Annotated in this window: 19 protein-coding genes; 12 read left to right on the top strand and 7 right to left on the bottom strand. The window is 60.7% G+C overall.

Annotated features, from left to right (window positions below; genetic code table 11):
• Positions 1 to 10: 10 nt before the first annotated feature.
• Entirely contained in the window at positions 11 to 1,111 is a 1,101-nt protein-coding gene (locus BS630_RS34435; RefSeq protein WP_077981271.1) for a Gfo/Idh/MocA family protein, read from the bottom strand.
• 45 nt (positions 1,112 to 1,156) lie between these two features.
• Positions 1,157 to 2,356: an ROK family transcriptional regulator gene (locus BS630_RS34430; protein ID WP_077981053.1), complete on the bottom strand. Its 1,200-nt coding sequence runs from the start codon at positions 2,354 to 2,356 to the stop codon at positions 1,157 to 1,159.
• Between the two features lie 203 nt (positions 2,357 to 2,559).
• Between BS630_RS34430 and BS630_RS34425 the strand changes: the two genes are divergently transcribed.
• The 6 genes from BS630_RS34425 (at position 2,560) to BS630_RS34400 (ending at position 8,900) form a co-directional block, all read left to right on the top strand.
• Positions 2,560 to 3,864: an ABC transporter substrate-binding protein gene (locus BS630_RS34425; RefSeq protein ID WP_077981052.1), complete on the top strand. Its 1,305-nt coding sequence runs from the start codon at positions 2,560 to 2,562 to the stop codon at positions 3,862 to 3,864.
• A 78-nt stretch (positions 3,865 to 3,942) separates the two neighbouring features.
• A complete protein-coding gene (locus tag BS630_RS34420) occupies positions 3,943 to 4,881 on the top strand; it encodes a carbohydrate ABC transporter permease (RefSeq protein WP_003559249.1) in 939 nt (312 codons plus the stop codon).
• Positions 4,874 to 5,722: a carbohydrate ABC transporter permease gene (locus tag BS630_RS34415; RefSeq protein WP_077981051.1), complete on the top strand. Its 849-nt coding sequence runs from the start codon at positions 4,874 to 4,876 to the stop codon at positions 5,720 to 5,722. Before BS630_RS34420 ends, BS630_RS34415 begins: the two co-directional genes overlap by 8 nt.
• A 22-nt stretch (positions 5,723 to 5,744) precedes the next feature.
• Entirely contained in the window at positions 5,745 to 6,818 is a 1,074-nt protein-coding gene (locus BS630_RS34410; protein ID WP_077981050.1) for an ABC transporter ATP-binding protein, read from the top strand.
• 341 nt (positions 6,819 to 7,159) lie between these two features.
• The gene (locus tag BS630_RS34405) at positions 7,160 to 8,104 is read left to right on the top strand and encodes a phosphotransferase family protein (protein WP_077981049.1); all 945 of its coding nucleotides are present in this window, start codon (positions 7,160 to 7,162) and stop codon (positions 8,102 to 8,104) included.
• 295 nt (positions 8,105 to 8,399) lie between these two features.
• Positions 8,400 to 8,900, top strand: coding sequence for a GFA family protein (locus BS630_RS34400; RefSeq protein ID WP_077981048.1), 501 nt, complete (start codon positions 8,400 to 8,402; stop codon positions 8,898 to 8,900).
• A gap of 171 nt (positions 8,901 to 9,071) precedes the next feature.
• On the opposite strand, the gene BS630_RS34395 is transcribed toward BS630_RS34400, so the two are convergent.
• A complete protein-coding gene (locus BS630_RS34395; protein ID WP_077981047.1) occupies positions 9,072 to 9,842 on the bottom strand; it encodes an alpha/beta fold hydrolase in 771 nt (256 codons plus the stop codon).
• 166 nt (positions 9,843 to 10,008) lie between these two features.
• Between BS630_RS34395 and BS630_RS34390 the strand changes: the two genes are divergently transcribed.
• Positions 10,009 to 11,007 carry an AraC family transcriptional regulator gene (locus tag BS630_RS34390; protein ID WP_245310618.1) on the top strand — a complete coding sequence of 333 codons (999 nt, stop codon included), beginning with the start codon at positions 10,009 to 10,011 and terminating at the stop codon, positions 11,005 to 11,007.
• 155 nt (positions 11,008 to 11,162) lie between these two features.
• Here the strand turns inward: BS630_RS34390 and kdgD are convergent, their stop codons facing one another.
• The 3 genes from kdgD to BS630_RS34375 all read right to left on the bottom strand — a co-directional run bounded on the left by kdgD (position 11,163) and on the right by BS630_RS34375 (position 13,872).
• A complete protein-coding gene (gene kdgD, locus BS630_RS34385; RefSeq protein ID WP_077981045.1) occupies positions 11,163 to 12,089 on the bottom strand; it encodes a 5-dehydro-4-deoxyglucarate dehydratase in 927 nt (308 codons plus the stop codon).
• A 32-nt stretch (positions 12,090 to 12,121) separates the two neighbouring features.
• Positions 12,122 to 13,096, bottom strand: coding sequence for a mannonate dehydratase (locus BS630_RS34380; protein ID WP_025394483.1), 975 nt, complete (start codon positions 13,094 to 13,096; stop codon positions 12,122 to 12,124).
• 65 nt (positions 13,097 to 13,161) lie between these two features.
• Entirely contained in the window at positions 13,162 to 13,872 is a 711-nt protein-coding gene (locus BS630_RS34375) for a FadR/GntR family transcriptional regulator (RefSeq protein WP_025394484.1), read from the bottom strand.
• 135 nt (positions 13,873 to 14,007) lie between these two features.
• Here BS630_RS34375 and BS630_RS34370 point away from each other — a divergent pair, with 135 nt between their 5' ends.
• The 5 genes from BS630_RS34370 to BS630_RS34350 are packed head-to-tail and all read left to right on the top strand — an operon-like array spanning position 14,008 to position 19,122.
• On the top strand, positions 14,008 to 15,603 hold the full coding sequence (locus BS630_RS34370; protein ID WP_025394485.1) for an ABC transporter substrate-binding protein: 1,596 nt from the start codon (positions 14,008 to 14,010) through the stop codon (positions 15,601 to 15,603).
• Between the two features lie 19 nt (positions 15,604 to 15,622).
• Complete coding sequence (locus BS630_RS34365) at positions 15,623 to 16,651, top strand: ABC transporter permease (protein WP_077981044.1); 1,029 nt, start codon at positions 15,623 to 15,625, stop codon at positions 16,649 to 16,651.
• Positions 16,648 to 17,550, top strand: a complete 903-nt coding sequence (locus tag BS630_RS34360) for an ABC transporter permease (RefSeq protein WP_025394487.1) — start codon at positions 16,648 to 16,650, stop codon at positions 17,548 to 17,550. Before BS630_RS34365 ends, BS630_RS34360 begins: the two co-directional genes overlap by 4 nt.
• Complete coding sequence (locus BS630_RS34355; RefSeq protein WP_077981043.1) at positions 17,537 to 18,382, top strand: ABC transporter ATP-binding protein; 846 nt, start codon at positions 17,537 to 17,539, stop codon at positions 18,380 to 18,382. Before BS630_RS34360 ends, BS630_RS34355 begins: the two co-directional genes overlap by 14 nt.
• Positions 18,379 to 19,122, top strand: coding sequence for an ABC transporter ATP-binding protein (locus BS630_RS34350; RefSeq protein ID WP_077981042.1), 744 nt, complete (start codon positions 18,379 to 18,381; stop codon positions 19,120 to 19,122). The genes BS630_RS34355 and BS630_RS34350 overlap by 4 nt, the downstream gene beginning before the upstream one ends.
• A 20-nt stretch (positions 19,123 to 19,142) precedes the next feature.
• Here BS630_RS34350 and BS630_RS34345 read toward each other — a convergent pair whose 3' ends face one another.
• A complete protein-coding gene (locus BS630_RS34345; protein WP_077981041.1) occupies positions 19,143 to 20,198 on the bottom strand; it encodes a LacI family DNA-binding transcriptional regulator in 1,056 nt (351 codons plus the stop codon).
• Between the last annotated feature and the right edge of the window lie 105 nt (positions 20,199 to 20,303).

Here is a 20,303-nt window from a genome sequence, read left to right as displayed (position 1 = left end):
CTCCTGAAACTTATTTCGCCAACCGTCCGTCGACGATGGAATCGGACAGCGGGGCAGGGCGCTCCGTTGCCGTGGTGATCGCGACCGTCCGGCCGGTCGCGGCGGCGGTGTGGAATGCTTCCATGACTTCGAGCACATGCAGGGCCAGATCGCCATTGGCGCGGTGCGGCCGGTTGGAGCGGATCGCATGCGCCATGTCGGCAACGCCGAGGGAGCGGTAGTTGCCGTCGGCATAGGGTGAGGTGACCGGCTGGTCCTCGAACGGACCGCCCTTCTTCAGATATTCCACCGGGCCGCCGAACCTGTTGGGATCGGGAACAACAAGCGTGCCCTCGGTGCCGTAGACTTCGAGCGGCACATGTTTGTGGCCGGCAACATCGAAGCTCATGGCGATCTGCACGACAGCGCCATTGGCAAAGGCCATCATCCCGGCGACGTGGGTCGGCACATGCACGGGAATGCGTTGGCCGTTTCGCGGTTCGCTGGTGATCAGCCGCTCGGCCCGCGGCGTCGTCGCAAAGCCTGCAACCTGCGCAACCGGCCCGAGAAGATTGACGAGATCGGTGATGTAGTAAGGACCCATATCGAGCATCGGCCCGCCGCCGACTTCGTAATAGAAGGCCGGGTTCGGATGCCAGCGCTCATGGCCCGGGCACATGAAGGTTGCCGAGCCGCCGACCGGCTGGCCGATGACGCCCTGGTCGATCAAGCCACGCGCCGTCTGGTGGCCGCCGCCGAGAAAGGTGTCTGGGGCAGCACCAATGCGCAGATTCCTCGCCTTGGCGGCCTCCGCCAATTTTTTCCCTTCCGCGAAATTAATCCCGAGCGGCTTTTCCGAATAGGTATGCTTGCCGGCATCGAGCGCCTGCAGCGCTACGGCAACATGGGCCTTCGGGATCGTCAGGTTGACGATGATCTCGATCTTGGGGTCGGTGAAAAGCTCCTCGACGGTCTTGACGGGAACGTTGAATTCCGCAGCCTTTGCTTCCGCCAGCTCCCGGTTGAGATCGGCGACGCCGCGGATGTCGAGGATGGGAAAGGATGCCATCGCCGTGAGATAGGCGCCTGAAATATTGCCGCATCCGATGATGCCGATACCGACCTTGTCCATGAATTCCTCCATTGATCGTGCCATTGATTTTGATTGTGCCGCCCGTCAGAGCGCCGGCCCCGTCGTACTCCAGGGCGATTCGTAAAGCTCGTAGAGCGCCACCGCAGCGGCACCCTGCGCCCAGAAATCATCGGTCGAATCGTCGAAGACGAGTTCGCTCACGCCGCGCAGCGATGGCGGAATGGCGAGCGTATAGGCATCGCGCAGGCTGTTGAGAAAGGGTTCGCCGAGCGCCAGACTCGATCCGACCAGGATGACCCGCGGCGGCGCAAACAGTGTGACGATGTTGGCAATGGTCAACCCGACTGCTTCGCCGGCGCGGATCGCGGCGCTAATCAGCCGGTCGTCGTCTGCCTTGATCAGCGCCTGGGCATGGTTCATGCCGCGGCCGAGACGGATCGCCTCGGCAAAACGCCCATCGGCCTGCTGTTCGCCGAGGATCGCGCTTTCGCCGGCCCGGCTAGAAAGCCGGACGACGCCATTCGGTCCCATGCCGAGCACCAGGTCGCCGAGATTGTGGCTGAGGCCGCCGGCGCCGCGAAACAGGCTGTTGCCGTGCAGAACGCCCAGCCCTAGCGTCTGTTCCAGCGAAATCAGCACCATATCCTCGAGATCGCGCGCCTTTCCAAACCAGTGATGGCCAAGCGTGATGGCGTGGGCGTCGCTTTCGACAATGGTCGGCGTTGCCAGCCGCGTCGACATCTCGGCGGCGAAATTGACATTGGTGTCGCGAAAGATCGGGCTGCTTCTGATGTAGCCGGTGCGGTGCTCGATGACGCCGGGAAAGCCGAGGCAGACGCTGTCGACATCCTCCAGCGAAAGTCCGGCATCGACGACGCAGCGCCGGACGCCATCCTCAACGAGATCGGCGATGACGCCAATCGGCTGCCGGTCGATGCGGATCGGCAAGGCGAGCTTCGACAGCACATCGCCGCGGAAATTGGTGACGACAAAAACCATCCTGTTGGCAGCGATCTTGGCGCCCACAACGCGTGCGGCATCGGGATTGAGCTCCAGCATGACCCGCGGCCGTCCGCGCACGGCCTCATTGCGGATATCGCCTTCGTGACGCGGCAGGATCAGCCCGTCGTCGAGCAATGAGGCGGTGATGGCCGAAACGGTTGTGGTGGAGAGTTCGGTACGCTCGCTGATCTCTATCCGCGAGATCGGACCATGGCGCCTGATAGTATCGAGCACGTTCAAGCGATTGATCGCGCGCATTAATTCGGGATCTGCGGTCTTCATGGGAACTAGCCAGGCGAGCGTTTCTTTGGGGCGGAACCCAAATATTTTTAACGGGTTACGAAATAAATAGCAGGGAATTCAGCGGTCATGTCAAGCGCATTTGATAAAAATAGAGGCATTGGGTTGACAATATGCCAAAGCTCCGTTGAATTAATCCGCATAGGGGAAAAATTGTGAGGACAGGACCCCTGGGAGGAAAAATCATGACTTTTAGGTTCAAGAGCGCCGCTTTTGGCGGCAGGCGTATCGCATCCATGGCCGCGGCTGCCGGCATATTGCTGGCCGGAGCTGGTGCTGCTTCGGCGGCGACGGTCGTTAAATGGCTGCATCTCGAGCTCGACCCGAAATATGTCGCGGCCTGGGAAGACATCGTCAAGAAATACGAAGCCCAGCATCCCGACGTCGATATCCAGATGCAGTTTCTCGAAAACGAGGCCTTCAAGGCCAAGCTTCCGACATTGCTGCAGTCCGACGACGTGCCGGATTTCTTTTACAGCTGGGGCGGCGGCGTCTTGAAGCAGCAGTCCGAGACCGGCGCGCTCCAGGACGTGACGGCGGCCCTCGATGCCGATGGCGGTAAGCTGCGCAGCGCTTATACCCCGGCTTCGGTCGAAGGCCTGACCTTCGACGGCAAGACTTGGGCCATACCTTACAAGGTCGGCCTGGTCAGCTTCTTCTACAACAAGGCGATGTTTGCCAAGGCCGGCGTCAAAGCCGAGGAGATCAAGAGCTGGAGTGATTTTCTCGAAGCGGTGAAGAAGATCAAGGCCGCCGGCATCGTGCCGATTGCAGGCGGCGGCGGTGAGAAATGGCCCATCCATTTCTACTGGAGCTATCTTGTCATGCGCGAGGGCGGACAGAAGGTCTTCGAGGCGGCCAAGAACGGCGAAGGCGAAGGTTTCCTCGATCCGGCGGTCATCAAGGCAGGCGACGACCTCGCCGAACTCGGCAAGCTCGAACCTTTCCAGCCTGGCTATCTCGGCGCGAGCTGGCCACAGACGCTCGGCGTATTCGGTGACGGCAAGGCCGCGATGATCCTGGGCTTTGAAAATACCGAAGCCAACCAGCGCAAGAATGCCGGTGACGGCAAGGGGCTTTCGGCAGACAATATCGGCCGTTTCGCCTTCCCCGCGGTTGAGGGCGGCGCCGGCAAGCCGACGGACACGCTCGGCGGCTTGAACGGCTGGGCCGTCACAAAGAAGGCTTCCAAGGAGGCGATCGATTTCCTCGCCTTCCTGACGAATGCGGAGAACGAGCGTGCGATGGCCAAGGCCGGCATGTTGCTGCCCGTGGCCGTCGGCGCCGATGACGGTGTCACCAGTCCGCTCCTGGCCGAGTCGGCCAAGCAGTTGGCTGGCTCGACATGGCATCAGAACTTCTTCGACCAGGATCTGGGTGCCGCGGTCGGCCGTGTCGTCAACGACGTGTCGGTGGAAATCGTCTCCGGGCAGATGAATTCCAAGGACGGCGCCCAGATGATCCAGGACGCTTTCGAACTGGAACAATAACCAGCGCCTGCAGACCCTTCCTGGCGCCCCAAATCGGGGCGCCAGCATTGCTGCCGACGAGATGCGAAAGCAGGACCCATGGCCAATATTTCAGTCCCATCGATAACCACGGCCGCGAGGCCGGCAAAGAGAGCCGCAAACAGCAAGAGCTCGGTCGCGCATGACCGGCTGGCGGTGCTGTTGATCTTCCTGCCGCCGGCGCTGCTGCTTTTCACGCTCTTCGTCATCATGCCGATGGGCGAGGCGGCCTGGTACAGTCTCTACAAGTGGAACGGCTACGGCACGCCGACCGAGTTCATCGCGCTGCGCAATTTCCAGGTTCTGTTCCGCAATGCGGCCTTCACCCAGGCGCTGGTCAATAACGGCCTGATCATCGTCATCTCGATCTGCATCCAGGTGCCGCTCGCCATCTGGCTGGCCACAATGCTGGCGCACCGCATTCCGGGTGTCGTCGGCTACCGGCTGATCTTCTTCCTGCCCTATGTCCTGGCGGACGTTGCCGCAGGCCTCATCTGGCGCTTCGTCTATGATGGCGACTATGGCCTGTTTGCCGCCGTTTCCAACTTCTTCGGCTTCGCCAACCCTTACGTGCTCGCCGATAAGGACGTGGCGATCTATGCCGTGCTTGGGGTGATCGTCTGGAAATATTTCGGCTTCCACATGATGCTGTTCATCGCCGGCCTGCAATCCGTCGACAAGAGCGTGCTGGAGGCCGCCGAAATCGACGGCGCCACCGGCTGGCAGAAGTTCCGCTACGTCACACTGCCGCTGCTCGGCTCGACCTTGCGTCTTTCCATCTTCTTTGCCGTCGTCGGCTCGCTGCAGCTCTTCGACATGATCATGCCGCTGACGGGCGGCGGGCCATCCAACTCCACCCAGACGATGGTTACCTTCCTCTATACCTACGGCGTCATGCGCATGCAGGTCGGCCTCGGCAGCGCGGTCGGCGTGGTGCTCTTCATCATCTGCGTGACGCTGGCCTTCGGTTACAAAAGGATCTTCATGCGCCATGACTGATATGAGCTCTTCCATCCGCATGAGCACATCAACACGCGTCTATCTCTACGTGTCGCTGAGCCTGATTGCCGCGATCGTGCTCGTGCCGCTGCTGACGACGGCGCTCGGCGGATTCAAGACGCTGGGCGACCTGCGCACCAATCCCTTCGGCCTGCCGACGGAGTGGCAATTGGCGAACTACACCGATATTCTCTTCGGTGAACGCTATTGGCTGCAGATCGGCAATTCGCTGTTGATCGCGTCGCTCACCGTCCTTCTGACGCTGATCGTATCGTCGATGGCAGCTTTCGCCTTTGCCCATGTCCGCTTTTTCGGGTCGTCGTTCCTGCTCAATTATTTCCTGCTCGGCCTGATGTTTCCGGCGGCGACCGCGATCCTGCCGCTGTTCATCCGCATCCGCGATCTCGGCCTGCTCGATACCTATTGGGGCGTGGTGCTGCCGCAGGTGGCCTTCGGCCTTGGCATGAGCATCCTGCTGTTTCGAAACTACTTCCGCAATCTTCCGGAAGAATTGTTTCAGGCGGCCTTTGTCGATGGCTGCGGTTATCTCCGCTTCTTCTGGCATATCTCGTTGCCGCTTTCCCGGCCGATCGTCGCCACCGTCAGCATCATCTCCTTCGTCGGCAGCTGGAACAGCTACATCCTGCCGCTGATTATGCTGAACTCGGAATCGAAATATCCCTGGCCGCTCGGCATCATGGTCTATCGCGGCGAGTACGGCACGGAGTGGCAGCTGGTGCTGGCCTTCATTACGCTGACCATCCTTCCCACCATCATCGTCTTTTTCGTCGCCCAGAGACACATCATCGCCGGTCTGACCGCCGGCGCCGTCAAGTCCTGAGCCGAACCGTTGGAGTGCAATCATGGCATCCGTTGAACTCACCGATATCAGCAAGACCTATGGCGCCGTCGATGTCATTCACGGCATCTCGCTTCATATTGAGGATGGCGAATTCGTCGCTCTCGTCGGGCCGTCCGGTTGCGGAAAATCGACGCTGCTGAGAATGATCGCCGGTCTTGAGGAGATCACCGATGGCGAGATCGCCATCGGCGGCAAGGTCGTCAACGCCATGACGCCGCGCGAACGCAACATCGCCATGGTCTTCCAATCCTACGCGCTTTATCCGCACATGACTGTCGCTGAAAACATGGGCTTCAATCTGAAGCTCGCGGGCGTCGCCAAACCGCAGATCGAGGCCCGGGTGGCGGAGGCCGCCCGCATGCTGGATCTCGCCAACCTGCTCGACCGCAAGCCGGCCCAACTTTCCGGCGGCCAGCGTCAGCGCGTCGCCATGGGGCGCGCTGTCGTGCGCAATCCCGCCGTCTTCCTGTTCGACGAGCCGCTGTCCAACCTCGATGCCAAGCTGCGCGTGCAGATGCGCTCGGAAATCAAGACGCTGCACCAGAAGGTCAGGACGACCTCGATCTATGTCACCCATGACCAGATCGAAGCGATGACGCTTGCCGACCGCATCGTCGTGCTCAATCAGGGCAGGGTGGAGCAAGAGGGGACGCCGCTCGAGCTCTACAGAAAACCCGCCAACCTCTTCGTCGCCGCCTTCATCGGATCGCCGGCGATGAACATGCTCGAAGGCACGGTCGACGGTGAAAATGGTGGGCCTGCTGCTCGTCTCAGCGACGGCACGGCTATCCGCATAGCGCCCGACCGCAACGTCAAGGCCGGCCAGGCCGTCACCATCGGCCTGCGCCCCGAGCATCTCATTCCAGGCGTTGCCGCCGGCACGCCGCTTGCCGGCCGGACGATGCTGGTGGAACCGACAGGTGCCCAGACCCATGTCGTCTTCGATCTCGCCGGACAACAGGTGACCGCCATCGTCGACGGCGAATATCCCGCCCGTTACGGCGCTGTTTTCGAGGCGAGCATCACCAGCGACCAGGTGCATGTGTTTGACCGAGGCACCGGCGTGGCGCTGTAGGCGCAACGGCCGTTGGAGCAAATGCGACTCAAGTTGGGGGAGTTATATGGTTTGGCGGCGCGACAAAGCTGCGACCGAGGCAGCCCAAGCCACTGTGAAGAAGTTCTTGACGGGACTATTTCGCCTCAACTGATCCGATAGTTAAGCATCGAGAGCGGGCTGCTGAATGCAGTGCGATGAGCCCTGTTGCGCATTCATACTGTAACCAGTGGGAAGGGAGGCGTTTCGTTCAGGGTCGCAGGATTGCCCAATTGCCGTGATTATAGTGAGATGCAGAGAGCTTTATCCCGTTAGGCGAAAGCGCGACAACAGGGTCGCATGCTATGGCACAGAGACGAAGGATGACTTTCGAACTGGACGCCAAAACTGTTTTGCGGCTCATCCAACACCTTGAGCCCGATCTCGCCATCAGCGGTTTCTCCCGGCTGGAGGGCGGCAGCACTGAGGTCTACAGGATTGATCTTGCTAGTTCCGATTATGGGTCGCTGATTCTCAAGATTTATCCGGACAAGCCCGAGTGGGGACCGTCTAAGGAGGCGCTCGTTGCGGGCTGGCTCGAAGATTTGACGCTGCCGGTTCCCACCTGGCTGCGCGTCGATGAATCGCGGTCCCTTATGCCGCTACGCTATTCCTTGTTGACGCACCTGCCGGGCCGCTCGCTTCGTCACTGGATGGCCGAGCCTGACATCAAAGAGGCCTATCGCCAGATGGGGGAGCTTCTAAGACGCATTCATGCGGTACCGATGCCTGGGTATGGCTACGTGCATGGCCAGGGCATCGACAAACCGGTACACACTAACGCAGATTACATGACGGCAGCGTTTGACGATGTGTTTCGGCGGTTTCGCGAGCTCGGCGGCGATCCCGAGCTGGCACGTCGTCTGCAACGATTTGCCGAAGGTAGCTTCGATCTTTTCGACGCAAGCGACGGTGCAGTCCTCGCCCACGACGATCTTCATCAGGGCAATGTGTTAGCGTTGCGTGGCAAGGCTGGCGGACTTGAGTTGAGCGGGCTTGTCGATTTCGAAAACGCACGCGCTGCGGACAAGCTCTTCGACTTGGCCAAGGCCCTTTTCTGCTCTGCACATGAAGACCCGCGCAGCTATCAGCCCATCTTGGAAGGTTACGGGTCGGTCGATCACCGGGACACCGAAAGGGCGCTTCGGCTCTACACTCTTTTCCACCGGGTCAGCATGTGGTGCTGGTTAACGAAGATTGGCGTAGACGCTGCAGCCGAGGCCGGCCCCGGCGGAATTATCCGCGATTTGCGCGAAATGGTGATCTAGCAAGGCAAGTCCGAAGGAGGCCGCCGATGTCGAAAGTATTCGAGGTTTAAAACGGCCGGAACTTCACGACTGCGGACCCAGCCGACAATCTCTGCGAGATTCTGCCACCGCTTAACCGGCGGTTGAAGCGGAAGTTATGGGCAGACGATCGAGAAGGCGTGATCGGGTCCATCTGGTCTGGCAAACCACGCCCACGAACACCGGAACTGGATCCGCTCTGGAAGAGCTGGACGATCAAAAGACGAAAATCTAAAAGAGATTAAGCCCAAACCCGCCTCTTGAAGGAGGAGAAAAAATGAAACGCATCGAGATGGAGGTGAGCGGCGGCTGCCAGTGCGGCGCCGTGCGCTACCACGCAACCGCTATGCATGACAATTCGCATCTCTGCCATTGCCGCATGTGTCAGAAAGCCTCGGGCAACATCTTTGCCGCGCTCGTCGCCGCGCCCGATGATGCGCTCAGCTGGACACGCGGCAAGCCGAGCATCTGGAAGAGCTCGGAGCTTGTCGAGCGCGGCTTCTGCGCCAATTGCGGCACGCCATTGTTCTTCCACCACCTTGAAAACGGTCGCACCAACCTGATGATCGGTTCGCTTGACGATCCGCACGCCTTCGCGCCGCTTGCCAATACCTGCACCGAGAACATGGTGGCATGGTTCGATACCATCACGGGCATAGAAAATACCGGTGCGACCGAAGACAACGGCGCCGACTGGGCCGCGGCGATCAAGGAGAGCAACAACCAGCACCCCGATCACGACACCACCTCGTGGGCGGTGAGGGGGCGTGATGGCTGAGGCCTAATCCGGCGGTTGCCAGTGCGGCGCTGTCCGAGGCCATGGCGCGTGGGCAGTAGTGTTGCCGGTGATATGGGGTCAGCGCTGCGAGTGCGACCCCTGCGACCGGGAACTTTGCACATCGATGCTACCGACCGCCGCTAGGCGGGCGATAGCATCGGTTGACGAGGGCTACTTTGCTCCTGCGGCCGCTTCTATGACCGCAGCCACTTCCTCGGCGTGCGAGGCCAGCGAGGCGTGGCTACCCTCGACCGTCGTCACCTTGGCCTTCATCCGTTCGGCAAAGAAAGCCTGTGCGTGGGGATCAAGGACGAGGTCCTTGGAGCTCAGGACGTACCAGCTTGGCTTGTCGTGCCATGCCGCGACCTCTGCAGGTGCATCGAAGGCAGTGTGGTTGATCGGCATCTGGTGCGCTGCCAGATGTTCACCGATCTTCTTGGGCAGGTCGCCCGCCACTGCACTGGGGAATACTGCAGGATCGATGGTCAAGTAACCCTTTGCGTCGGGCCGAATGGCCGCCGCTCCGGGAGTTGCCGGGCCGCTGGCTGCCAATGCTGTGATGGTTTCACCTTTCTCGGGCGCAAAGGCCGAGACATAGACGAGTGACGCCACCTTGGCGTTGTCGCCCGCCTCGCCGATCACCACGCCACCCCAGGAATGCCCCACCAGGACAACCGGGCCATTTTGCGCATCCAGCACCGCATTGGTGGCAGCGACGTCGTCAGCAAGCGAGGTCAATGGGTTCTTTACCGCAGTCACCTTGTAGCCCTTGGCGGTCAGGATTGCAGCGACGCCGTCCCAACTGGTTTCGTCGACGAAGGCGCCGTGGACAAGAACGATATTCTTAATTGTTTGATCCGGGAGAGCCGGCTGGGCCCATGCGGGTGCAGCACCAAGCATGGCGGTCGTCAGCATTAGGGCGGACATAAGAACAGATTTCATTTGGAGCTCCTATAGGGCGCATCAGCGCGATTGCTTAATTCGGATAATCTGCAATGCTGTCGGCTACGCGACGGCAGGAAGACCAGGATGGCCTTGCCTTCGCGGAAACACTTGAACTGCCAGATAATTCCTCGTTGAAGACAAAACCAAATTAGGGCTTGCCGAGATGGATCACCATGACCCGAGCCCCGCAATGCATGCTCCGTCGTCCAAAAATGCGATCATGCTCGCCTCTCGGGTGGATCTGCTCTCCCAGATTTTGGCCATGGTCAGCCTGCATGGCGAAATCGTCTTTACAGTCGAGCTCAGCCAACCATGGGCGCTACACTTTCATCCAGGAGCGGCTTATTTCTTCATCGTGCTCGAAGGGGGCCTGACGGTTGTGAACGATCAGGGCCATGCCTTGCAGGTGGCAATTGGCGATCTGATCATGCTGCCGCGAGGCCTTGGACACGGCTTGAGCGATGGCGAGTGTGAAACTGAGGCTGACTTGGCAGCCCTGATGGCGGCGCAGGTTACCGCGGAAAAACTCAATGTCTGCCACGGCGGAGGCGGCCAACAGACCAAGCTTATCGCGGGAGCCTTTCGGTTCGAAAGCGCTTCTGTGCCCTGGCTCGTATCGGCACTGCCGTCGGTCATTCACATTCCAAAAGCCAGCGGCGAGACCGCCGGATGGGCCGAGGGCCTTGGCTACTTCATGATGAAGGAAGCCCAGGAGGTGTATCCCGGCGCGTCCATCATGATTTCACGGCTGATCGACGTGCTGGTCATCAGTATCCTGCGGAGCTGGGTGCGGATCGAGCGGGGCGGCAATGCCGGCTGGCTTGGAGCGCTCGGGGATGCGCGCATCAGCCGCGCGCTCAAGGCCATCCACGACGAACCTTATCGGCGCTGGACCGTGCTCGATCTGGCTCGGGTGGCGGGCCTGTCCCGGTCCGGCTTCGCGGCGCGATTTACAGCATTGGTGAAAGAAGCGCCACTTTCCTACCACAGCCGCTGGCGGCTGACGCTCGCCTTGGGCTTGATGCGCCAGCCTGAAGCCAAGGTTGGGTCGGTCGCCAGGCAAGTGGGCTATGATTCCGAAGCAGCCTTCAGCCGAGCCTTCAAGGCACAGTTTGGTTTTGCGCCCATGAATGCCAAATCGACAACTATTCAGGATCGATGATGGTGTAGATCCGGCGCAATGCATGAACTCGCCCTGATAACAGACGCGCCGCTTCCGGCCCCATAGCGGTCGTCTATGCAAGCCGAGCCGATGTCCGTTGTTGGTGCGAACCCGACAGCCGCCGGGCCACCCCGGCGGCCGACTGCCGCGATATATTATTCCGCCGCGATCCGTGTGACGCCGTTGGCCTGGATGATCCTTTCCAGCAGCACGAGTTCTTCCTGGGAAAGATCCGTCAAAGGCGGGCGCACGGGGCCTGGGTTCTGCCCGATGACGCGAAGGCCGGCCTTGATGATCGAGACGGCATATCCCTTCTTGCGGTTGCGCAAGGCGACGAAGGGGAAGAAGAAGCTCTTCAGGATCTCGTCGACTGTTGCCTGATCGCCGGTGCGCAAGGCGCCGTAAAAACGCTGGGCAAGCGCCGGCACGAAGTTGAAAACGGCCGATGAATAGGTCGTCACGCCTGCGGCGAAATAGGCCTGGGCATAAACCTCATGGGTCGGCATGCCGCCGACATAGACGAGGCGGTCGCCAAGCAAGGTGGTGATCTCGATCACCTTGTCGACATCGCCGACGCCGTCCTTGAAGCCGATCAGGTTCGGGCATTCCTCCGCCAGGCGCGCGATGCTGTCGGCGGTCAGGACGGCATTGTCGCGGTTATAGACGATGACGCCGATGCCGACCGATTGGCAGACCGCCTTGACGTGGGCGATCAGACCCGCCTGTTCGGCAAACATCAGATATGGCGGCAGCAGCAGCAGTCCGTCCGCACCGGCCTTCTCGGCCGCGACTGCGATCTCGATGGCGAGCGACGTGCCGTAGCCGGTTCCCGAAATGATCGGCGTCTTGCCCGCCGACGCCTTGGCGGCCCGGATCACCTGCGGAATTTCGGCCGGATTAAGCGAGAAAAATTCACCGGTGCCGCCGGCGGCAAACAGCGCAGCAGCATCATAACCGGAAAGCCACTCGACATGACGGCGATACTTCGCTTCGTCGAATTTGAGGTGATCGTCGAAATGGGTCACCGGAAACGACAGGAGGCCACTACCGACGGCCTTCTTCAATTCAATCGGGTTCATCATGAAGTCCTATTTCTTAGGTGTTGAAAACCGGCTCACTCGCTCTCGAGCACTTGCAGAAGTGCGGCGATATAGCCGTAGCAGAAGGCAAATGCGGTGGCGGTTGGATCCTTGCCGCTGACGGTCGGCACATGGTCGGGCATCAGCATGTATTTGAAGCCCACTTCCTTGTAGATCCTGGCCGAGCGGACCATGTCCATGTCGCCTTCTTCGGGGAAGGTCTCCATGAAGGACAGCTTGCCGCCGCGAATGTTGCGGAAGTGAACATTGAAGATCTTGCCGCGCTGGCCGAACCAGCGGATGACATCGTCGATTTCCTCGCCGGGATTTTCCAGCATCTCGCCGATCGAACCCTGGCAGAAATTGAGGCCGTGATACGGGTTTTCGCGCATCAGCACGAATTTCTTCAAGCCTTCTACCGTACCTAGCACCCGCGTGACGCCGCGATAACCCGGCGGCGTATAGGGATCGTGCGGATGGCAGGCGAGCCGGACGCGGTTGCTTGCAGCGACAGGAACGACGCGTTCCAGGAAATAGTCGATCCGCTCCCAGTTTTCGTCTTCCGAAAGCACGCCGGCAAGGCCGGGCTCGGCCTGCTGGTCCGTCTTGTCCCAGCGGAAGCTCGCATTCAGCGATCCGCCGCGTCCCGGTTCATCCGGCGTACGGGGAATGCCGATCAGGTTGAGATTGTACTTCACCGCAGGAATGCCGGCGGCGGCGGCATTCTCGATCAGCTTGCAGACGGCGTCGATCTGTCTGTCGCGCTCGGGGCCGGCAAGCAGGATATCGGGATAGGAAGCCTTCTCGATCGGCTGCGAGGGCAGCGGCAACTGGATCATGTCGAGGATCAGACCGAAGCTTTCGACCTTGTCGCGATGACGTTCGAGATCGGAGAGCGTCCAGCTGCTCGGCTTTCCCGGCGGGTCGGCGTTGATATGCTTCACACCCAGTTGCGCGAAGATACGATAATCGTCGTCGTCCCGCGCTGCGACCTGTGTTCCCAGATACATTTGAGTCTCTTTCGAAATTACACAATGTCATATGACATAATATGAATGTCTGAGAGTGTCGAGCCCTATTGCTGCTCCGCGAGCATGCGATAACGGCGCTGGCTGGCCAGCATATGCGCCCGCATTGCCTGTCGCGCCCGCTCCGGATCCTGGTCGGCGATCGCCGACAGAATCTCGACATGTTCGGCATAAACCTTCTGAAGATAGTCACGGTCGTTGGCCTCGGGAAGCGTCGGAAATTGGCCGCGGGGGATGGCTTTCGGCCCGAACTGGCGCAAGACGGCAACGTAGAATCGATTGTTCGTGGCGGCAGCAATCGCCATGTGGAAGGCATAATCCGCCTCCACCGTCTGCTGTCCTGTCTCGATAAGGTTTGCCATTCTGCGGTTGGCTTCGCGGATCGCAGCTTCCTGCTCGGCGGTGCGGCGATAGGCGGCGATCGCCGCCGCTTCACCCTCGGCGGCCATGCGAAATTCCAGCAATTCCAGGGTTTCCGGAATGCTCTTGATTTCCACCGGCGTTAAAGAAAGGACCGAATGCGCCTTCGGATCCGCGACGAAGACGCCTTTGCCCTGGATCGGCTTGACGAAGCCTGCCGACCTCAGATCGGCGATAGCCTCGCGCACTACGGTGCGGCTGACGCCGAATGTCGCTTCAAGCTGCGGCTCGGTCGGCAACTGGTCGCCGACGCGCAGCTTCCCCGTTTCGATTTGCGCCCGCAACTGATCGATAACCTGTTGCGCCAGTCTTTGCCGGCCACGGCTGAGTGTCGTCATCTTCGGCTCCCCCAATCCCTTCGCATCAAGTCTCTGCCGCTCGGGCCTTGTCAACCCTATCGGACTTCGTTAAATCATAATACGACATACGGACGACATAATATGTTTCCTATCGTAATCCAGGGAGGACTGACAATGAAGCATTTTTCTAAAAGCTTGTTCGTCGGCGCTGTCATCGGCGCCCTGACGATATCGGCACCACAGCTGCAGGCCGCTACGCCGCAGGACCAGCTAGTGATTGGTACCTCGCTAGCGCAGGTTCTGTCGCTCGATCCGCACCAGGCGACCGAAGGCAAGGCGGTCGAGATCATGTCGAATCTGTACGATCGGCTGGTTGCCAGCACGGCTGATGGTAAGGTCCTTCCGCAGCTGGCAGAAAGCTGGAAGGTGGACGACAAGGGCATCACGTTTACGCTGCGCAAGGCCAATTTCGCCTCCGGCAATCCGGTCACCTCGAAGGATGTCGTCTATTCATTGGCCCGGCTCCTAAAGATGGATCAGGCCGCCGCCGCCAACCTCAAGCGCGTCGGCTACGACAAGGACAATGTCGAAAAGCTCGTCAAGGCGGTCGACGACCAGACGGTGCGGATCGATCTCTCCGATCAGGTGACGGCAGAGCTTCTGCTCTACCGGCTGACGACAACGACGACCAGCGTGGTCGACAGCGTCGAGGTCGAGAGCCACGCCGTCGATAACGACTACGGAAACGCCTGGATGCGAACCCATTCGGCCGGCTCCGGTCCGTTCACCCTCAATCGCTGGTCTCCGAACGAACTGGTGATCCTCGACGCCAACAAGGACTATATGACCGGCGCGCCAAAAATGCGTCGCGTCATCGTCCGGCATGTGCCTGAAAGCCAGGTCGAGCGACTGATGCTCGAACGCGGCGATATCGATGTTGCCAGCGCCCTGACCGCATCCGATCTCGCGACGTTCCAGGACAAGAAGGGCTTTGCCATCCAGCGTATTCCGACGGGCGGTTTCTACGTGCTGTCGATGAATGCCGGTAACAAATACCTCGCCAACCCGAAGGTTCGCGAAGCCATCGCCTACGGCATCGACTACAAGGGCATCGAAAAGACCATCATGGGCCCATACGGGCGGGCCAGAAACGTTCCCGTTCCGGAGAATTTCGAATATGCCATCCCGAACCCCGATTGGCATCTCGACGTCGAAAAGTCCAAGCAACTGCTGAGCGAAGCAGGCTTCAAGGACGGCTTCTCGCTGTCGCTGAAGACCATCGCGCAAACGCCGCGCATCGATTTGGCCACCGCCATCCAGGCATCGCTGGCCCAGATCGGCATCAAGATCGACATCCAGCAGGGCAACGGCTCGGAGATCATCGCCGCCCATCGCGCCAGGGATTTCGATCTGCTGATCCCGCAGACCAGCGCCTATATGCCGAACGTGCTTGGTTCAATGGAGCAGTTCTCCTCCAATCCCGACAACTCGAAGGAAGCCAACAATGCCGGCAATTTCGTCTGGCGTTCGGGCTGGGACATTCCCGAGCTGACGGCCTTGACGGCGAAGGCATCCATGGAGCCGGACGCCAAGAAGCGCGGTGAACTTTACGTTCAGATGCAGAAGATGTTCGTCGAACAGAAGCCGGCGGTGCTTCCGCTCTTCGAGCGCTTTGAACCGATCGTCCTGTCCACCAAGGTCGAGGGCTATGTCGGCCACCCGTCTCAGCTGACGCGTCTTGAGAACGTCACCAAGGTCGAAACCCAGTAATACTCCAGGACAGCCGATCATGAAGGAACTCTCCGTAGCCGAATTTGGCCGACGCCTGGCGCATTTGCTGGTCAGCCTGTTCATCCTCTTATGTGTGACCTTCGTGATCGGCCGTATCCTGCCCACCGATCCGGTCGGCGCAATCGTCGGCGAGCTCGCCGATCCCGCTGCCTATGCGGCGATGCGGGCGCGTCTGGGGCTCGATCTGCCGATCTACCAGCAGTTTTTCCTCTATCTGAACGGGCTGGCGCATGGTGATTTCGGCACTGCAGTCCTCACCGGCAATCCGGTCTCTGCGGACCTCGCTCAAGCCTTTCCGGCGACGTTCGAACTCGCGACGCTGGCGGTGATCATTTCGACCTTCGTCGGTGTCCCGCTCGGGCTTGTCGCAGCGCTGTTTCGCGACAGCTTCATCGACAAGACGGCCCGCGTGGTCGCGCTCGTCGGTCATTCGATCCCGGTTTTCTGGTTCGGCATCGTCGGGCTCGTCATCTTTTATGCCGGCCTCAACTGGGTCGGCGGGCCGGGCAGGATTGACGTCTTTTACGAAGGCCTTGTCACGTCGCACACAGGGCTGTTGTTGATAGACAGCCTGCTGCAGGGCGAGACCGAAATCTTCTGGAATGCGCTCGGCCATATCATACTTCCGGCCGTGATCCTTGCCTATGCGGCGATGGCCTATATCACTCGCATGACGCGCAGCTTCACCCTGGAGCAGTTGAGCCAGGATTATGTCATTGCGGCCCGAGCCAAAGGGGTGAGCCCCCTCGGCACGATCTGGCGCCATGTGCTACCGAACATTGCGGTGCAGCTGATCACCATTCTCGCCATTTCCTATGGCGGGTTGCTCGAAGGCGCTGTCGTGACCGAGATCGTTTTCTCCTGGCCGGGCATTGGCCAGTACATGACCAACGCGCTGATGATCGGCGATATGAACGCCATCGTCGCCGGCACCATCATTGTGGGATTTATCTTCATGTTGTTGAACTTCCTGGCCGACGTCGCCTACGCCGTCTTTGATCCGCGCATGCGGGAGGCGGCCCGATGAGCGATGTTATCCGCAGCGAGATAGAGATCCGCCCTCCAAGTGTGTCGACCCGTATCGCGGCTTCGTTTGCGCGCACCGGCCGCAAATTGGCTGCCGAGCCGCTTGGTCTCGGAGGGTTCGTCATCCTCGGTCTGCTTTGCTTGATCGCGATCTTCGCGCCGCTGCTTGCGCCTTACGATCCGGTCGTGCAGAGGCTTGGTGATGCCTTGCAGCCGCCGAGCCTCGCGCATCTGGCCGGCACGGACGAATTCGGCCGCGATATCTTGAGCCGCCTGATCTTTGGCACGCGCATCACCATCCAGACCGTATTTTCCGTCTCCCTGATCGTCGGGCCGATCGGCCTGTTGATCGGCGTCGTTGCCGGCTTCTTCGGAGGGCGCACCGATGCGCTGCTGATGCGCGCCACCGATATCGTTCTCTCTTTCCCGTCGCTGATCCTGGCGCTCGCCTTTGCTGCGGCGCTCGGCGCCGGATTGACCACGGCAATCATCGCGATCTCGCTGACCGCATGGCCGCCGATCGCGAGACTCGCGCGCGCCGAGGCGCTTGTCGTCAGAAACGCCGACTATGTGGTTGCCGCCCGCCTTTATGGCGCCTCGCCGATGCGCATTCTTCTCCTCTATATCGCGCCGATGTGCGTCCCATCGGTCATCGTTCGCCTGACGCTCAACATGGCGGGCATCATTCTGACGGCCGCGTCACTTGGCTTCCTCGGGCTCGGCGCCCAGCCGCCGGCGCCGGAATGGGGTGCGATGATCTCCAGCGGCCGCAAGTTCATGCTCGATTATTGGTGGGTTGCCGTGATGCCGGGTATCGCCATCCTCCTCACCAGCCTTGCTTTCAACATCGCCGGAGATGCTCTGCGCGACATTCTGGATCCTCGCCATGCAAGATCGTGATCTGCAGCCCGTTCTTTCCGTCGAAGGATTGAGCGTCCGTTTCGGCCGAGGCGCCGTGCCTGCCGTCTCCAATGTCAGTTTCGACGTCGGGCGCGAACGCGTCGGGATCGTCGGAGAATCCGGTTCCGGCAAATCGACGACCGGCCGCGCCATCATGCGGCTTCTGCCGCCGGCCGCGGTGGTCTCGGCCGAGCGTTTGGATCTCGCCGGCAGTTCGTTGCTGTCGAAGACCGAACGTCAAATGGGCGCGCTTCGCGGCAAGGATATCGCGCTGATCATGCAGGATCCGCGCTATTCGCTGAATCCGGTGCTTTCGATCGGCAAGCAGATCGCCGAAGCCGCCCGCCTTCACCTCAGTCTTCATAAGAAACAGGCGCATGAGGCTGCCCGCGCCATGCTGGAGCGCGTGCGCATCAGCGATCCGGAACGGGTCATGGCGCTTTATCCGCACCAGATCTCGGGGGGCATGGGCCAGCGCGTGATGATCGCGATGATGCTGCTGGCGCGGCCGAAGCTTGTTATCGCCGACGAGCCGACCTCGGCGCTTGATGTCAGCGTCCGAAAGGACGTGCTGCTGTTGCTCGATGAGCTGGTGCGCGAGAACAATTCCGGCCTGCTGTTGATCAGCCATGACATTCGCATGGTGGCAGCCTTTTGCGAGCGCATCATCGTCATGTATGCCGGCCGGATCGTGGAAACGCTGACCAGTCTCGAGGATGCGCGCCATCCCTATACCCGCGGGCTGATCGCTGCGCTGCCCGACCCCAGGAATCCGGTTCGCCGGCTTGCGGTTCTCGACAGGACGAAACTCGATCTGGAGACGGCGCAATGATCAATGTGCGTGACCTCGATGTCGTCTTTGCCTCCGGCAAATCAAGCAACCATGTCGTCAGGGGCATCAGTTTGCAGGTCGGCCAGGGGGAGACGCTCGGCATTGTCGGTGAATCCGGATGCGGCAAATCGACGGTGCTGCGTTGCCTTGCCGGCATGGAGGCTGGCTGGACCGGGAACATCGAACTTGGCGGCAAACCGATCGGCAAGACGCGCTCCCGCGAGGAGCTGAAATTCGCACAAATGGTGTTCCAGGACCCTTACGGATCCCTGCATCCGCGCCATCGTATCGGCACTGCCCTGGCCGAGCCGCTGCGCGCCATGGGCCATTCCGACATATGGTCCAAGGTCGAAAAGGCATTGATCCAGGTTGGTTTGCCGGCGAGCTTCGCAAACCGTTTTCCGCACGAACTTTCCGGCGGCCAGCGGCAGAGGGTGGCAATCGCCCGGGCCCTGATCCTGTCGCCGCCCATCCTGTTGCTCGACGAGCCGACATCGGCGCTCGACGTCTCGGTCCAGGCGGAAATTCTCAACCTTCTGGCCGATCAGCGCGAGGAAAAGGGACTGACCTATCTGCTGGTCAGCCATGACCTCGCGGTCATCGCTCATATGTGCGACCGGGTGCTGATCATGAAGAACGGTTGTTTCGTCGACGAACTCACCAGAGCGGATCTGCAGACCGGCACCACGCATGATGCCTATGCGCGAGAACTGTTCGAAGCGAGCTTTATCGAGGCTTGATATCCTCGATCGCGGTGGGTTCAGCGACCTTCCGTTACGGCAGACATATGCCTGACGGCCGCGACGCTGCCCCTTTCGACGAGATGGCAGGCAAGCTCGACCCGCCGCCGCGGCGCCGCAAGGCCGAGCATCATGTCGCGCAAAAGATCGAGCGCAGTGGCGCCAAGTTCGCGCATCGGAATATGCACCGTCGAGAGCGGCGGATTGAGAAAGGCCGACTGCGGCAGGTCGTCTATGCCCATGACCGAGATGTCCTGCGGCACGCCATAACCCATTGCCTGCAATCCGCGCACCGCGCCATTGGCAAGACTGTCGCCCGCCGTCAGTATGGCGGTGAAGGAGAGGCCTTTCTCGCGGACAAGACGGGTAATCGCATCGGCGCCAAGTTCCGGCAGCCAGTCGTCGACCTCAAGCACCAGATCGGCATCGGCGGTCAGCCCATGATGCTGGAGGGCATCGCGCCAGCCCTCGAGGCGCCGCTCGATCGTCCGTCGCCCCGGCCTCAGCATGAACAGGATGCGTTCATGCCCGGCCTTGATCAGCCGCTCGGCGGCAATGAAGGCGGCCGAGCGGTTGCAGGGCGTCACACTGGAAAGCCGCATATAGGGATCGTCGCTGTTGACCAGCACGACGGGCTTTCCGAGATCAGCCGCCGCCGCCAGCATCTCCTCTTCGTCGACGGTCAGGATCAGCATGCCGCCAAAGCTCGGATCGTCACGCATCTCGGCGACGACGCGGGCTTCATCCCCCTTGTCGGCGACCGGGCGCATCGCCAGTTCGATGCCGAGGGCGGCGGCGCGCGCATTCAATCCTTCGAGCACGTAGACCGTAAACTGGTTGCGGACATAGTCGATCATCGCCGCGCCAGAGGCGACGAGCATGACCTTCTTGCCGGCAACGCTCGCCGGCAGGGCGTAGCTGACCGCACTTGCCGTTTCCAGCACCAGCTTGCGAATTTCCGGCCTGACCCCCTTTTCGCCGGCCAGCGCACGCGACACCGTGCTGATCGAGACGCCGCATCGGGCGGCAATGTCGTCGAGGCGCGTGCGCCTGCCTTTTTTCTCTTCCGCCGTCATGTCGTCTCCTCGCGCCCCGCTAGTATGCAAAAATCTTTCAGATTGCGCAAATGGATTGCCTGTGCACAATCGTTGCCTGAGGAGTCCGCGACAAGCGGCAGAGCA

The sequence above is a fragment of the Rhizobium laguerreae genome (assembly GCF_002008165.1).
Lineage (GTDB): Bacteria > Pseudomonadota > Alphaproteobacteria > Rhizobiales > Rhizobiaceae > Rhizobium > Rhizobium laguerreae.
Note: the sequence above shows the minus strand (reverse complement) of the source record. Positions and strands in the feature narration are given on the sequence as shown.